Origin of the sequence: Pseudomonas taetrolens (assembly GCF_900475285.1) — a bacterium.
In the GTDB taxonomy this organism is placed as follows: domain Bacteria; phylum Pseudomonadota; class Gammaproteobacteria; order Pseudomonadales; family Pseudomonadaceae; genus Aquipseudomonas; species Aquipseudomonas taetrolens.
Genome location: NZ_LS483370.1, coordinates 636,355 through 650,238, shown reverse-complemented (window position 1 = coordinate 650,238; position 13,884 = coordinate 636,355). Strand labels below are relative to the sequence as shown.

The window sequence follows — 13,884 nt, the reverse complement described above, 5'->3', positions numbered from 1 at the left end:
TCACTCTAGCATAGCCATTGATGGCAAATGAGCACCACCTAAATATTCTCTTAAAAGGCTCTAGCTCGGGCATTACAGAGGGTATTCCTAGTTTTTTAGCCCCCTGAAACACCGGACTCGCCACAGGTGCATCAGCGACCTGCAACTCAACACGGCGCAGACCGCCCGAAAAAACCGTTTGGTGGTAAGCTCGCGCACCATGAATATCTACAGTTCTCGCCCCGTTGTCCTCTGTCTCTCCGGCCATGACCCCAGTGGGGGTGCCGGCTTGCAGGCAGATATCGAAGCCCTGATGGCTCAAGGTTGCCACGCCGCCCCGGTTGTGACTGCCTTGACCGTGCAGAACACTGTCAATGTCATCGATTTCCGCGTCCTGGATCGAGAATGGGTGCTGGCTCAAGCCGACGCCGTACTCAGCGATTCCACCGTTGCGGCCGTCAAGCTGGGCATGCTTGGCTCGCTGGAAATGGTCGACACCGTGGTCGAGCTGCTGCAAGCCCACCCGCACCTGCCGATGGTCTGCGACCCGGTACTGCGAGCGGGCGGTGGCGGGCGCCTGGGCAAGGACGAAGTCGGCTTTGCCATGCGCGAGCGCCTGCTGCCTCTGGCCACCATTGCCACTCCCAACCTGCCTGAAGCCCGAATCCTGGCCGAGCTGCCCGAAGGCAGTGCCGATGAATGTGCAGATAAACTCCTGCCCTTTTGCAAACACTTGCTCATTACCGGCGGTCACGGCGATGAACACGAAGTCCACAATCGCTTGTACAGCCGCGACGGCAGCCGCCACACCTTCACCTGCTATCGCTTGCCCGGCAGCTATCACGGCTCGGGCTGCACACTGGCGAGCACCCTCGCAGGACGCCTGGCCATTGGCGAAGGTCTGGTCAGTGCTGTAGAAACCGCGCTTAATTACACGTGGCGCACCTTGCGGGATGCCGAGCAACTGGGTCAGGGACAATTTGTGCCCCGCCGTTTGCCGCTGGACTTCTGCTCGTAACGAATGAGGTTCGACCTATGAAGCTGCGTGGCCTGTATGCCATCACTGACAGCCAACTGCTTGCTGGCAAACTGCTCCCGTTTGTGGAGGCTGCCCTCGATGGCGGCCTGGCGCTTTTGCAATACCGCGACAAAAGCACTGACGACGCCCGCCGGCTGCGCGAGGCTGAGGCTTTGCGCGGTCTGTGCGAGCGATACAAGGCGCACCTGATCATCAACGATGATGCCGAGCTTGCAGCCCGCCTGGGTGTCGGGCTGCACCTTGGGCAAACCGACGGTCCCCTGACCCCGGCCCGCGCCTTGCTGGGCCGGCAGGCGATCATCGGCTCCACGTGTCATAGCCAGATTGAACTGGCCGAGCAGGCCGCCCGGGAAGGCGCCAGTTATGTCGCCTTTGGTCGTTTCTTCAACTCCAGCACCAAACCCGGCGCGCCTACCGCGACTCTCGACATCCTCGACCAGGCCCGGGCCCGACTCAATCTGCCTATTTGTGTGATTGGCGGCATCACGCTGGAAAATGCCGCGCCATTGGTCGCCCACGGGGCCGATCTGCTGGCAGTGGTGCATGGCCTGTTTGGCGCAGAGAGCCCCCAGGAAGTCACTCGACGCGCCCGTGCCTTCAACGACTTGCTGTCCATTTAATACCGAATCCTGATTCTGAGAGAGCCCATCATGTCTCGTTCCGAAACCCTGTTTGCCAATGCCCAAAAACACATCCCCGGCGGTGTGAACTCCCCCGTTCGTGCGTTCAAAAGCGTCGGTGGCACCCCACTGTTCTTCAAACACGCTGAAGGCGCCTACGTCACAGACGAAGACGACAAGCGTTACGTCGATTACGTCGGTTCCTGGGGGCCGATGATTCTGGGTCACAGCCATCCGGACGTGCTGGACGCCGTGCGGGCCCAGCTGGAACACGGCCTGTCGTACGGTGCACCGACGGCCATGGAAACCGAGATGGCCGACCTGGTGTGCGCCATCGTGCCGTCCATGGAGATGGTGCGGATGGTCAGCTCCGGCACCGAAGCCACCATGAGTGCCATTCGTCTGGCCCGCGGCTTCACCGGCCGCGACAACATCCTCAAGTTTGAAGGTTGCTACCACGGTCACTCCGACAGCTTGCTGGTCAAGGCCGGCTCTGGCGCACTGACCCAAGGCGTACCCAGCTCGGGCGGCGTTCCGGCAGACTTCGCCAAGCACACCCTGACCACCACCTTCAACGACCTCGACGCGGTAGAAAAACTGCTGAGTGAAGTGGGTGACACCGTCGCCTGCATCATCGTTGAGCCGGTCGCCGGCAACATGAACTGCGTCCCCCCGGCACCGGGCTTCCTCCAGGGCCTGCGCAGCCTGTGCGACAAGCATGGCGCGGTATTGATTTTTGATGAAGTGATGACCGGTTTCCGCGTGGCCCTGGGTGGCGCTCAAGCCCACTACGGCGTTACGCCAGACCTGAGCACCTTCGGCAAGATCATTGGCGGCGGCATGCCTGTGGGCTGCTTCGGCGGCAAGCGCGAAATCATGCAGCACATCGCGCCGCTGGGCCCGGTCTATCAGGCTGGGACCCTGTCCGGTAACCCGCTGGCGATGGCCGCTGGCCTGACCACCTTGCGCCTGATCAGCCGCCCGGGCTTTCATGCCGAGCTGAGCGATTACACCACTCGCCTGCTGGATGGCCTGCAGCAGCGCGCGGATGCGGCTGGCATCCCCTTTGTGACCACCCAGGCCGGCGGCATGTTCGGCCTGTATTTCAGCGGTGCCGATGACATCGTCACCTTTGACGACGTGATGGCCAGCGATGCGGATCTGTTCAAGCGCTTCTTCCACCTGATGCTGGAAGGCGGCGTGTATCTGGCACCGAGTGCGTTTGAGGCCGGTTTCACCTCGATCGCCCACGGCGACACCGAATTGCAACTGACCCTGGACGCCGCAGAGCGCGCTTTCGCTGCCCTGAAGTGATCCCTGAAAACGGCAAGGATTCATCCCCTTGCCGTTTTTTATGCCCGGAATGCACGCTTGCTCCACACGACTCGTCCAAAATCGTCTTAAATCAATCGATATCCGGGTCACGCAGCAGAAAAACGAGTAAAGACTTTGTAAGGTTGCCTCTGCTTATTTCATAATGCGCGCCTATACATCCCTTGGTCGGGCTTGCCCGCCTTTCAGAGGTACGTCGATTCCCATGAACCGCACCGGCCGCGCCCTTGCTCTGGGCTGCCTGTTGCTCCTACAACCGCTGCTTGTCCAGGCAGGCGGTAACTCGTTGTTGATCCCAGCGATGGGTCGCTGCACCCTCAATACTCAGCCAGAAAACCTTGCAGAGGCGCTAGCCTTGTGTGAGCAGGCTGCAAAAGCAGGGGATGCGGAAGCCGAATACGAGTTAGGCGAGTTCTATTACGACGGTAAAAACACCCCGCGCGACCTCAATCTGGCCCTGAGCTATTTCGAGCAGGCCTCGTTGCAAGGCCACGCCATGGCCCAGTACCAGCTCGGCACCATGTTCTTCAAGGGTGAAGGTGTACCGGCCAACAACATCCAGGCGTATATCGTGCTGAAGATGGCCGCTGTCAATGGCGCCGAAGACGCGCTCGACACCGCCGACCTGGTGGCCGAACAAATGCCTCGCGACCAGCTGGAAACCGCTACCCAGATCCTGGGGCAGATTTTCCGCAAATACCTGCTGGAGCTTCAATCAGCGGACGGACGCTCGCCGTTTTCGCCGCTGCCTTGAGCAAAACTGGCAGCCAACGGTCTTAAAACGTCTTTAATCCTTCGACAGCCAAGTGCGCGAGCGTACTGACATCTGCAGAGCCCTTACTTCTCCGGCATCGGGAACGGAAACGGCATCACGTTGCTGACGCCGCGGGCTTCGCTGATTTTCGGGGTGCCCAGACGCTCGACTTCGTCGATACGCACAATCGAATGCATCGGCACAAAGCTGCGCACCACACCTTCGAATTGCGCCTTGAGCTTTTCTTCGCTCGGATCAACGACCATTTGCGTCCGCTCACCGAAGACGAATTCCTCCACTTCCAGGAAGCCCCACAGATCGCTTTGATAGATCTGCTTGGCGTACATTTCGAACACCTGGCCCTGATTAAGGAAAATCACCTTGTAGATTGGAGCTTCACGTTTGGTCATGGTGGGCGAGTAAACATCTGAAGATATAAAAGAGGGCGCGAACTATAGCATAGCCGTCAGGCGCACAACGCTAGGAAGCAAAGGCTATGCCCCCTATAATGCGCGGTTCTTTGAATCACTTGATGAACACCCATGGCCAAGAAGCTTTACATCGAAACCCACGGTTGCCAGATGAATGAGTACGACAGCTCGCGCATGGTCGACCTGCTGGGTGAACATCAGGCCCTGGAGGTCACAGCGCGCGCTGAAGACGCTGATGTCATCCTGCTTAACACCTGCTCGATTCGTGAACGTGCCCAGGATCGCGTGTACTCGCAACTGGGCCGCTGGCGCGAGCTGAAGCTGGCCAACCCGGAGATGGTGATTGCCGTCGGGGGTTGTGTTGCCAGTCAGGAAGGGGCGGCAATCCGTGATCGCGCACCTTACGTCGACGTGGTGTTTGGCCCGCAAACCTTGCACCGCCTGCCTGAAATGATCGATGCCGCGCGCATCACCAAGCTGCCGCAGGTGGACGTGTCGTTCCCCGAGATCGAAAAATTCGATCATCTGCCTGAACCCCGCATCGACGGCCCGAGCGCCTACGTTTCGGTCATGGAAGGCTGCAGCAAGTACTGCACGTTCTGCGTCGTGCCTTATACCCGCGGCGAAGAAGTCAGCCGTCCGTTCGATGACGTGCTGGCAGAAATCATCCACCTGGCCGAAAACGGCGTGCGTGAGGTGACCTTGCTCGGCCAGAACGTGAACGGTTATCGAGGCCTCACCGAAGGTGGACGCCTGGCCGATCTGGCAGAACTGATCCGGGTGGTAGCAGCGATAGATGGCATCGAGCGTATCCGCTACACCACTTCGCACCCGCTGGAGTTCTCCGACAGCCTTATCCAGGCTCATGCTGAAGTCCCAGAGCTGGTGAAACACCTGCACTTGCCGGTGCAATCGGGTTCGGACCGCATTCTGTCCGCGATGAAGCGCAACCACACCGCACTGGAGTACAAGTCCAAGCTGCGCAAGTTGCGCGCCGCCGTTCCGGGAATCTGCATCAGTTCGGACTTCATTGTCGGCTTCCCCGGCGAAACTGAAAAAGATTTCGAGCAGACCATGAAGCTGATCGAAGACGTCGGTTTCGACTTTTCGTATTCCTTCGTCTACAGCCAGCGCCCAGGCACGCCAGCAGCCGATCTGGTCGACGACACCCCCGAGGAGCGCAAGAAGGAACGCCTGAACGCGCTGCAACATCGCCTCAACCAGCAGGGTTTCGAGATCAGCCGTCAAATGGTGGGGTCCACCCAACGGATTCTGGTCACGGACTACTCGAAGAAAGACCCCGGCGAGCTGCAAGGCCGCACCGAAAACAACCGGATTGTTAACTTCCGCTGCGACAATCCGCAGCTGATCGGACAGTTTGCCGATGTGCGTATCGATGCCGCACAACCCCACTCGCTGCGGGGCTCGTTGCTGAATTGAGTCCATACCCCGTAGCAGCTGCCGCCAGGCTGCGTCAGGCGGCGCAGCCTTCGTAAAGTCAGGCACATGCGCAGGTCAAATAAACCGCGCGTGCAGCCTTTAACGATCGCTTCGCAATCGGACGCTGCCTTCGGCGGCTGCTACGAGGGGTACGACAAGCATTAATCATTTAGCGAAGTCCTTTCACGCATGGTCCGCTAGCGTTATCCTTCAACTCATCTTAATTGCCTAAGGGCGGCTAAATACGACCTTGAACGCACCCATAGAACCACATCGTTTTCTCCTCGAGCCCTTTGAGGCTCGCCGTTTCGCCAATCTGTGCGGGCAATTCGACGAGCATTTGCGCTTGATCGAACAGCGCCTGACGATCGAAATCCGCAATCGTGGCAATCAATTCGAGCTGATCGGCGACCCAAAAATCACCACCTCCGCAGAAAACCTGCTGCGTCGCCTGTACCGCGAAACCAAAGCCACTGAGCTTTCGCCGGACATGGTGCACCTGTTCCTGCAAGAATCTGCCGTCGAAGAACTCGCCAGCAATCCGGTGGCTGAGGCCAGCGTCTCGTTGCGCACCAAAAAGGGCATGATTCGCCCTCGCGGTATCAACCAGCAACGCTACGTCAAAGAGATTCTGGGCAACGACATTAACTTCGGCATTGGCCCCGCCGGTACGGGTAAAACCTATCTGGCCGTGGCGTGCGCCGTTGATGCACTGGAGCGCGAGCAGATTCGCCGCATCCTGCTGGTGCGTCCGGCGGTCGAAGCGGGTGAAAAACTCGGCTTCCTGCCCGGAGACCTGTCGCAGAAGATCGACCCGTACCTGCGCCCGCTTTACGACGCACTGTACGAGATGCTGGGCTTCGAGTACGTGGCCAAGCTGATCGAACGCCAGATCATCGAAGTGGCTCCGCTGGCCTATATGCGCGGTCGCACCCTGAACAACAGCTTCATTATTCTCGACGAAAGCCAGAACACCACCGTTGAGCAAATGAAGATGTTCCTGACCCGCATCGGCTTCGGCTCCACCGCAGTCATCACCGGTGACATCACCCAGATCGACCTGCCGAAAGGCACCAAGTCCGGGCTGAACCACGTCATTGAAGTGCTCAAGGATGTGCCGGGCATCAGCTTCACGCACTTCCAGTCCAAAGACGTCGTGCGTCATCCGCTGGTACAGCGCATCGTTGAAGCCTACGGGCGTTATGAACAGGAAGCCGCTGACAAGCTGGCCGCCCTGCCCGCTGCCAAGGATTACCGCCACGATGCTTGAGCTTGACCTGCAACTGGCCACCGAGGCTGCGGCACCCTCCGAAGCCCGGTTCCGCCAATGGTGCGAGCTGGCTTTGCGCCAGCGTACTGCTGACTCGGAAATGACCATTCGTCTGGTAGATGAAGCCGAAGGCCGTGAACTCAATCACACCTGGCGTCAGAAAGATTACGCGACCAACGTGCTGTCCTTCCCTGCCGACGTGCCCGATGAATTCCTGGATATCCCGTTATTGGGCGACCTGGTGATTTGCGTGGCAGTGGTTGAGCGCGAAGCCGCCGAACAGGGCAAGGATCTGGAGGCCCACTGGGCCCACCTGGTGATACACGGCTGCTTGCATCTTCTGGGTTACGACCATATAGAAGATGAAGAAGCAGAGGAAATGGAAGCACTGGAACGAACGTTGCTTGCAGAACTGGGTCATCCTGATCCTTATGCAGACGACGAAACTGAATAACACCCCACTGAAATAACCAAGGGATACGAGTAAATCGCTATGAGCGAAGACCGATCGAGCAACGGGCAAAAGTCATGGTTAGGTAAGCTGACCCAGGCCTTTGCCCATGAGCCGAAAAACCGCCAGGAGCTGCTTGAGCTGCTGCGCGAAGCACACCAGAACAAGCTGTTGGACAGTGAAGCACTGGCCATCGTCGAAGGCGCCATTCAAGTGGCTGACCTGCAGGTACGGGACATCATGGTCCCGCGCTCGCAGATGATCAGCATCAAGGCAACCCAGACCCCCCGCGAATTTCTCCCGGCGATCATCGATGCTGCGCACTCGCGCTACCCAGTGATCGGCGAAAGCCATGACGACGTTTTGGGCGTCCTTCTGGCCAAGGATCTGCTGCCGTTGATCCTTCAAGAGAACGGCGACAAGTACAACATCAAGGATTTGCTGCGTCCGGCGACTTTTGTCCCCGAGTCCAAGCGCCTTAACGTGTTGCTGCGTGAATTCCGTGCCAACCACAACCACATGGCCATCGTCATTGACGAATACGGCGGAGTGGCAGGCCTGGTGACTATTGAAGACGTTCTGGAACAGATCGTCGGCGACATCGAAGACGAGCACGATGTCGAGGAAGACAGCTACATCAAGCCGCTGCCCAGCGGTGACTTCCTGATCAAGGCCCTGACCCCGATCGAAAACTTCAACGAGTTCTTCGACAGCGAATTTTCCGACGACGAGTTCGACACCGTTGGCGGACTGGTCATGAGCGCGTTCGGGCACCTGCCAAAACGCAATGAAACCACTGAAATCGGCCCTTATCGCTTCCGCATCCTGAATGCTGACAGCCGCCGGATTCACCTGATCCGCCTGACGCCTATTGCCCGCTAAACCACAACGCTAAGGATTGAAATGCGCTGGATAACCTCCCCCGGCTGGCCCGGTAACCTGCTGGCCGTGGTAGCTGGCGCACTGACAACCCTGGCGTTGGCTCCCTTCGATATCTGGCCACTGGCGCTGGTTGCCCTGGCCATGTTCTACCTTGGTTTGCGCGACCTGTCCCCAAAGCAGGCGCTGGGCCGTGGCTGGTGCTATGGCTTTGGCCTGTTTGGCGCTGGCACCAGCTGGATCTACTACAGCATTCACAACTTCGGCGGTGCGTCCGTGCTACTGGCGGGGCTGCTGATGCTGGCGTTCACCGCCGCCATCGCCTGGTTCTTCGCCCTGCCCGCCTGGCTGTGGGCCCGCTGGATTCGCCGCAACGAAGCCCCGCTGGCTGACACGCTGGCTTTTGCCGCGCTGTGGGTGGCCCAGGAAGCATTCCGCGGCTGGTTCCTCACCGGCTTCCCTTGGCTGTACTCCGGCTACAGTCAGCTGGACGGCCCGCTGGCCGGGCTCGCGCCGATCGGCGGCATGTGGCTGATCTCCTTTACCCTGGCACTGACCGCAGCCCTGCTGTGCAACCTGCCGCGCCTGATCAAGACCCGCCGCAAGGGATTCATCGCTGCAGGAGCGGTGCTGCTGCTCGGGCCGTGGTGCATCGGCATAAGCCTCAAGCATCACGCCTGGACCAGCCCTTCGGGAGACCCGCTCAGCGTGGCGGCAATCCAGGGCAATATCGAACAAAGCATGAAGTGGGACCCGGCGCAGCTCAATGCCCAACTGGCCCTGTACCGCGACATGACCTTCAGCTCCAGGCAAGCCGACCTGATCATCTGGCCCGAAACAGCCATCCCGGTGCTCAAGGAAAACGCCGAAGGCTACCTGACGATGATGAGCCGGTTTGCCGCCGAGCGAAATTCGGCGCTGATCACCGGGGTTCCCATCCGCCAGGAGCTGCGGCATGAGCCACGCTACTTCAACGGCATCACCGCCGTGGGTGAAGGCGACGGTACTTATCTGAAACAGAAGCTGGTGCCATTTGGCGAGTACGTCCCGCTGCAAGATGTACTGCGCGGGCTCATCGCATTCTTTGACTTGCCGATGTCGGACTTTGCTCGCGGCCCTTCCGACCAAACACTGTTGCAGGCCAAGGGTTATCAAGTCGCGCCCTTCATTTGCTACGAAGTGGTGTACCCGGACTTCGCCGCCGGCCTTGCCGCCCAGAGCGACATTTTGCTGACCATCAGCAACGACACCTGGTTTGGCACCTCGATCGGCCCATTGCAACACTTGCAGATGGCGCAAATGCGCGCCCTGGAAGCCGGACGCTGGATGATTCGCGCCACCAACAATGGTGTCACCGCCTTGATCGACCCTTTCGGGCAAATCACGGTGCAGATCCCACAATTCGAACGCGGCATTTTGTATGGCGATGTAGTGCCCATGCACGACCTGACGCCCTACCTGCAATGGCGCTCATGGCCGCTGCTGATCCTCTGCATCGGGCTTATCGGCTGGGCGTTGATCACGAGCCGGATAGCCAAGACCGTGTGATGCCTGCGCAGCGCACTCACTTGTAGACGTCGGGCCAGCCCGGCCTCTACAGCGCGCCATGCTCCCCGGTTCAACGATAGAACAGCGGGTAAGCCACCTGCCCAACGGCTTCGTTGATTAACAAACCCGACTGCCAGATCGATTTGTACTCCGGCATCCAGCCGCCCAGCGGCCTTGCATTGGCCACACTCCAAAAGCCAACGGGTGCCGGTACCACCTCAAATCCGGCCTTTTCGAAGCTCCACACCGCACGCGGCATATGCCAGGCCTGAGTCACTACCGCCACCCGCCTGATGCCCTGGGGAAGCAAGATCTCCGCGCTCATTTGAGCGTTCTCCCAAGTGGTACGGCTTTGCTCTTCTTTCCAGCGTACCGTCACCCCGAAATCATCGCGCATCGAATCCGCCATCAGTTGCGCCTCGCTGGGCGGCGTGCCGTAGTGCAGGCCACCGGTAGTCAACACCGGCAATCCTGAAGCCTTGGCCAGTCGGGCCGCATAACGCTGACGCTCCAGGCCGGTCCCGGTCGGTTGATCGCTGCCCCACGCCGGATCACCGCGCTCCCGCCCGGAACCCAAAACTACGATTGCATCCGCTCGCCCGGCCAAGGTCGACCATTCGCCCTGAGCCAGCGCAGGCTCACGCTCTATGACGCGTGCGCCCCACTCCACCGCCACCGGCAAGCTCATCACCCACAAGCCGCCCACTCCCACGGCAAACAGCACGCCGGCCACTCGCGGACGCGAACGCCGCAACCACCAGGCGAGCACCAGCAGCAGCAAGAAAATGCCCGGGGGCAGAAGAAGTTGTTTTACGAAATATCGAATAGGCATCGAGCATCTCCAGAGATGCCCGAAGCCTAAGGGGGTTGAAGGAAGGCATCAATCGCGCAGGTTATAAACTCAAACACAAACGCGTGTGACATCAACCCGGGTAGCACTGTAGTACTGCGGCTTTACTGAGGGCCCGGCGGGAGTCGCCGTGCGCCCTAGGCTCCCTGCACCCTGTCCTTGAGCCAGATGACCTTGGCCTTGAAAGGGGCTTCCTGCGCATTCATGCTGCCTTGCGAGCGTCCATCAGCCTCACGCCCGATCCGATTCAAATAAACATTGATCAACTCTAGCTCAGCACGACTCAAACCTCGCAATTCCAACTCGACAGGACGCTCATTACGTAAATGTACTGCCGTCTTTGCTGAATCCAGAGCCACACTCAAACGATCAATCAGCCGTTCATACACCTCCGAATTTGTTGCTCTTCGTTGCAGCTCTACCATCCGTCGTTCACCTCATTAAAGGAAATATTTCCCCCCTGACAATCAGCTTAGCTGTGCTTGTAAAACCAGCTCGCTGCCGCGACCAACGGATGACGAAGCAATCAGGGTTTCCCTCGATAGAGTGGGGTCATGTATGCTACGAGGCTTCCTGTAACCCCTGCTCCAACCTGACCGGGCAACTCCATAGCCGGTGTATGTTGAAGAGGACTAGGCCACCCTTTATCAGTACAAGTAGCCATGCACGAACAATATCAGCCCCGTGAAATAGAAGCCGCCGCCCAATCATTCTGGGACAACCAAAAGTCCTTCGAAGTCAGCGAACAACCAGGCAAGGAGACTTTCTATTGCCTATCGATGTTCCCTTACCCAAGCGGCAAGCTACATATGGGGCATGTGCGCAACTACACAATCGGTGACGTGATCTCCCGTTACCAGCGCATGCTCGGTAAAAACGTCCTGCAGCCCATGGGTTGGGACGCCTTCGGCATGCCGGCCGAAAACGCCGCAATGAAAAACAACGTTGCCCCGGCCAAGTGGACCTACGAAAACATCGCCTACATGAAAACCCAGCTGCGCAGCCTGGGTCTTGGCGTTGACTGGTCACGCGAAATCACCACCTGCCAGCCAGATTACTACCGCTGGGAACAATGGCTGTTCACTCGCCTGTTCGAAAAAGGTGTGATCTATCGCAAAAACGGTACCGTGAACTGGGACCCGATCGACCAGACCGTTCTGGCCAACGAACAAGTGATCGACGGTCGCGGATGGCGCTCCGGCGCGCTGATTGAAAAGCGCGAAATCCCGATGTACTACTTCAAGATCACCGCTTATGCGGATGAGCTGCTCGAAAGCCTCGACGAACTGACCGGCTGGCCCGAGCAGGTCAAAACCATGCAGCGCAACTGGATTGGCAAATCCCGTGGCATGGAAGTTCAGTTCCCGTATGACCAGGCTTCCATCGGCGAAGCGGGCGTACTCAAGGTCTTCACCACCCGTCCGGACACCCTGATGGGCGCCACTTACGTGGCCGTGGCAGCCGAGCATCCGCTGGCTACCCTGGCGGCACAAGGCAATCCCGAGCTGCAGGCGTTTATCGCAGAATGCAAAGCCGGCAGCGTTGCCGAAGCGGACATGGCCACCCAAGAGAAAAAAGGGCTGCCAACCCCGCTGTTCGTCACTCACCCGCTGACAGGCGAAAAACTGCCGGTCTGGGTCGCCAACTACGTGCTGATGCATTACGGCGATGGCGCGGTAATGGCAGTGCCTGCACACGACGAGCGTGATTTCGAATTCGCCACCAAGTACAACCTGCCAGTCAAGGCCGTAGTCCGCACCAGTGCCGGCGACGAAACCCCTGCGCCGTGGCAGGATGCGTACAACGAACACGGTACCCTGATCAACTCCGGCGAATTTGACGGCCTTGATTTCACCGCCGCGTTCGACGCCATGGAAGCGGCCCTGACCGCCAAGGGCCTGGGTCAATCCCGTACCCAATTCCGTCTGCGCGACTGGGGCATCAGCCGTCAACGCTACTGGGGCTGCCCGATCCCGATCGTGCATTGCGAGACCTGCGGCGACGTGCCGGTGCCTGAAGACCAGCTGCCTGTTGTGCTGCCAGAAGACGTAGTACCTGATGGCGCTGGCTCGCCATTGGCGCGCATGCCCGAGTTCTACGAGTGCAGCTGCCCGAAATGCGGTGCACCGGCCAAGCGCGAAACCGACACCATGGACACCTTCGTCGAGTCATCGTGGTACTACGCCCGCTACGCCTCGCCACATTATGAAGGCGGCCTGGTAGAAAAATCCGCGGCTGACCACTGGTTGCCGGTGGATCAGTACATCGGCGGTATTGAACACGCCATCCTGCACCTGCTCTACGCACGTTTCTTCCACAAACTGATGCGTGACGAAGGTCTGGTCAGCTCCAACGAGCCATTCAAGAACCTGCTGACCCAAGGCATGGTGATCGCAGAGACTTACTATCGTCGCGAAGCCAACGGCAGCCTGACCTGGTTCAACCCGGCAGACGTCGAACTGGAACGTGACAGCAAAGCCAAGATCATCGGTGCCACGCTGATCAGCGATGGCCTGCCGGTTGAAATCGGCGGCACAGAAAAAATGGCCAAGTCGAAGAACAACGGCGTTGACCCGCAGTACATGATCGAACAATACGGCGCCGATACCTGCCGCCTGTTCATGATGTTCGCCTCTCCGCCTGACGCGAGCCTCGAATGGTCGGACTCGGGCGTTGAAGGCTCGCACCGCTTCCTCAAGCGTGTATGGCGTCTGGCTCACACTCACGTAGGCCAGGGCCTGCCGGGTGCACTGGACATTGCCACGCTGAACGACGGGCAAAAAGTCATTCGCCGCGCCATCCACCAGGCTATCAAGCAAGCCAGCCAGGACGTCGGCCAACACCATAAATTCAACACCGCCGTCGCCCAGGTGATGACCGTGATGAACGTGCTCGAAAAAGCACCTCAGGCCACTGAACAAGACCGCGCCCTGCTGCAGGAAGGCCTCGAAACCGTTGCCCTGCTGCTGGCACCGATCACCCCGCACATCAGCCATGAACTGTGGAACCAGCTGGGCCATGCCGGTGCAATCATCGATGCATCGTGGCCGACCCTGGACGAAAACGCTCTGGTCCAGGACAGCCTGCAATTGGTTATCCAGGTCAACGGCAAACTGCGCGGACACATCGAAATGCCGGCCAGTGCCAGCCGCGAAGAAGTTGAAGCAGCTGCCCGCACCAACGAAAACGTGCTGCGCTTCACTGAAGGCCTGACGATTCGTAAAGTCATCGTGGTGCCTGGCAAGCTGGTCAACATCGTCGCGAGCTGACAGGAACAGGCGCCCGCCTCGA

13 protein-coding genes are annotated in these 13,884 nt (G+C 59.2%); 10 read left to right on the top strand and 3 right to left on the bottom strand.

Going from position 1 to position 13,884, the window contains the following annotated elements; genetic code table 11:
• Positions 1 to 199: 199 nt before the first annotated feature.
• From DQN55_RS03185 to DQN55_RS03170, 4 genes are all read left to right on the top strand, one after another.
• Positions 200 to 997, top strand: a complete 798-nt coding sequence (locus DQN55_RS03185; protein ID WP_048378338.1) for a hydroxymethylpyrimidine/phosphomethylpyrimidine kinase — start codon at positions 200 to 202, stop codon at positions 995 to 997.
• Between the two features lie 17 nt (positions 998 to 1,014).
• Entirely contained in the window at positions 1,015 to 1,638 is a 624-nt protein-coding gene (gene thiE / locus DQN55_RS03180) for a thiamine phosphate synthase (protein WP_048378339.1), read from the top strand.
• Between the two features lie 30 nt (positions 1,639 to 1,668).
• Entirely contained in the window at positions 1,669 to 2,952 is a 1,284-nt protein-coding gene (gene hemL, locus DQN55_RS03175) for a glutamate-1-semialdehyde 2,1-aminomutase (protein WP_048378340.1), read from the top strand.
• A gap of 223 nt (positions 2,953 to 3,175) precedes the next feature.
• Positions 3,176 to 3,724 carry a tetratricopeptide repeat protein gene (locus tag DQN55_RS03170; RefSeq protein WP_048378341.1) on the top strand — a complete coding sequence of 183 codons (549 nt, stop codon included), beginning with the start codon at positions 3,176 to 3,178 and terminating at the stop codon, positions 3,722 to 3,724.
• An 83-nt stretch (positions 3,725 to 3,807) separates the two neighbouring features.
• On the opposite strand, the gene DQN55_RS03165 is transcribed toward DQN55_RS03170, so the two are convergent.
• A complete protein-coding gene (locus tag DQN55_RS03165) occupies positions 3,808 to 4,134 on the bottom strand; it encodes a DUF1820 family protein (protein ID WP_019411970.1) in 327 nt (108 codons plus the stop codon).
• Positions 4,135 to 4,266: 132 nt separating this feature from the next.
• Here DQN55_RS03165 and miaB point away from each other — a divergent pair, with 132 nt between their 5' ends.
• The 5 genes from miaB (at position 4,267) to lnt (ending at position 9,743) form a co-directional block, all read left to right on the top strand.
• Positions 4,267 to 5,595 carry a tRNA (N6-isopentenyl adenosine(37)-C2)-methylthiotransferase MiaB gene (gene miaB, locus DQN55_RS03160; protein ID WP_048378342.1) on the top strand — a complete coding sequence of 443 codons (1,329 nt, stop codon included), beginning with the start codon at positions 4,267 to 4,269 and terminating at the stop codon, positions 5,593 to 5,595.
• A 250-nt stretch (positions 5,596 to 5,845) separates the two neighbouring features.
• On the top strand, positions 5,846 to 6,865 hold the full coding sequence (locus DQN55_RS03155; protein WP_048378343.1) for a PhoH family protein: 1,020 nt from the start codon (positions 5,846 to 5,848) through the stop codon (positions 6,863 to 6,865).
• On the top strand, positions 6,858 to 7,319 hold the full coding sequence (gene ybeY / locus DQN55_RS03150) for an rRNA maturation RNase YbeY (protein WP_048378344.1): 462 nt from the start codon (positions 6,858 to 6,860) through the stop codon (positions 7,317 to 7,319). Before DQN55_RS03155 ends, ybeY begins: the two co-directional genes overlap by 8 nt.
• A gap of 39 nt (positions 7,320 to 7,358) precedes the next feature.
• Positions 7,359 to 8,198: an HlyC/CorC family transporter gene (locus DQN55_RS03145; protein ID WP_048378345.1), complete on the top strand. Its 840-nt coding sequence runs from the start codon at positions 7,359 to 7,361 to the stop codon at positions 8,196 to 8,198.
• 21 nt (positions 8,199 to 8,219) lie between these two features.
• Positions 8,220 to 9,743, top strand: a complete 1,524-nt coding sequence (gene lnt / locus DQN55_RS03140; protein ID WP_048378346.1) for an apolipoprotein N-acyltransferase — start codon at positions 8,220 to 8,222, stop codon at positions 9,741 to 9,743.
• Positions 9,744 to 9,813: 70 nt separating this feature from the next.
• On the opposite strand, the gene DQN55_RS03135 is transcribed toward lnt, so the two are convergent.
• Positions 9,814 to 10,575, bottom strand: a complete 762-nt coding sequence (locus tag DQN55_RS03135; protein WP_048378347.1) for a YdcF family protein — start codon at positions 10,573 to 10,575, stop codon at positions 9,814 to 9,816.
• A gap of 155 nt (positions 10,576 to 10,730) precedes the next feature.
• Positions 10,731 to 11,018: a hypothetical protein gene (locus tag DQN55_RS03130; RefSeq protein ID WP_048378348.1), complete on the bottom strand. Its 288-nt coding sequence runs from the start codon at positions 11,016 to 11,018 to the stop codon at positions 10,731 to 10,733.
• A 237-nt stretch (positions 11,019 to 11,255) separates the two neighbouring features.
• On the opposite strand from DQN55_RS03130, the gene leuS reads away from it, so the two are divergent.
• Entirely contained in the window at positions 11,256 to 13,862 is a 2,607-nt protein-coding gene (gene leuS, locus DQN55_RS03125; RefSeq protein WP_048378349.1) for a leucine--tRNA ligase, read from the top strand.
• The last annotated feature ends 22 nt before the right edge of the window (positions 13,863 to 13,884 follow it).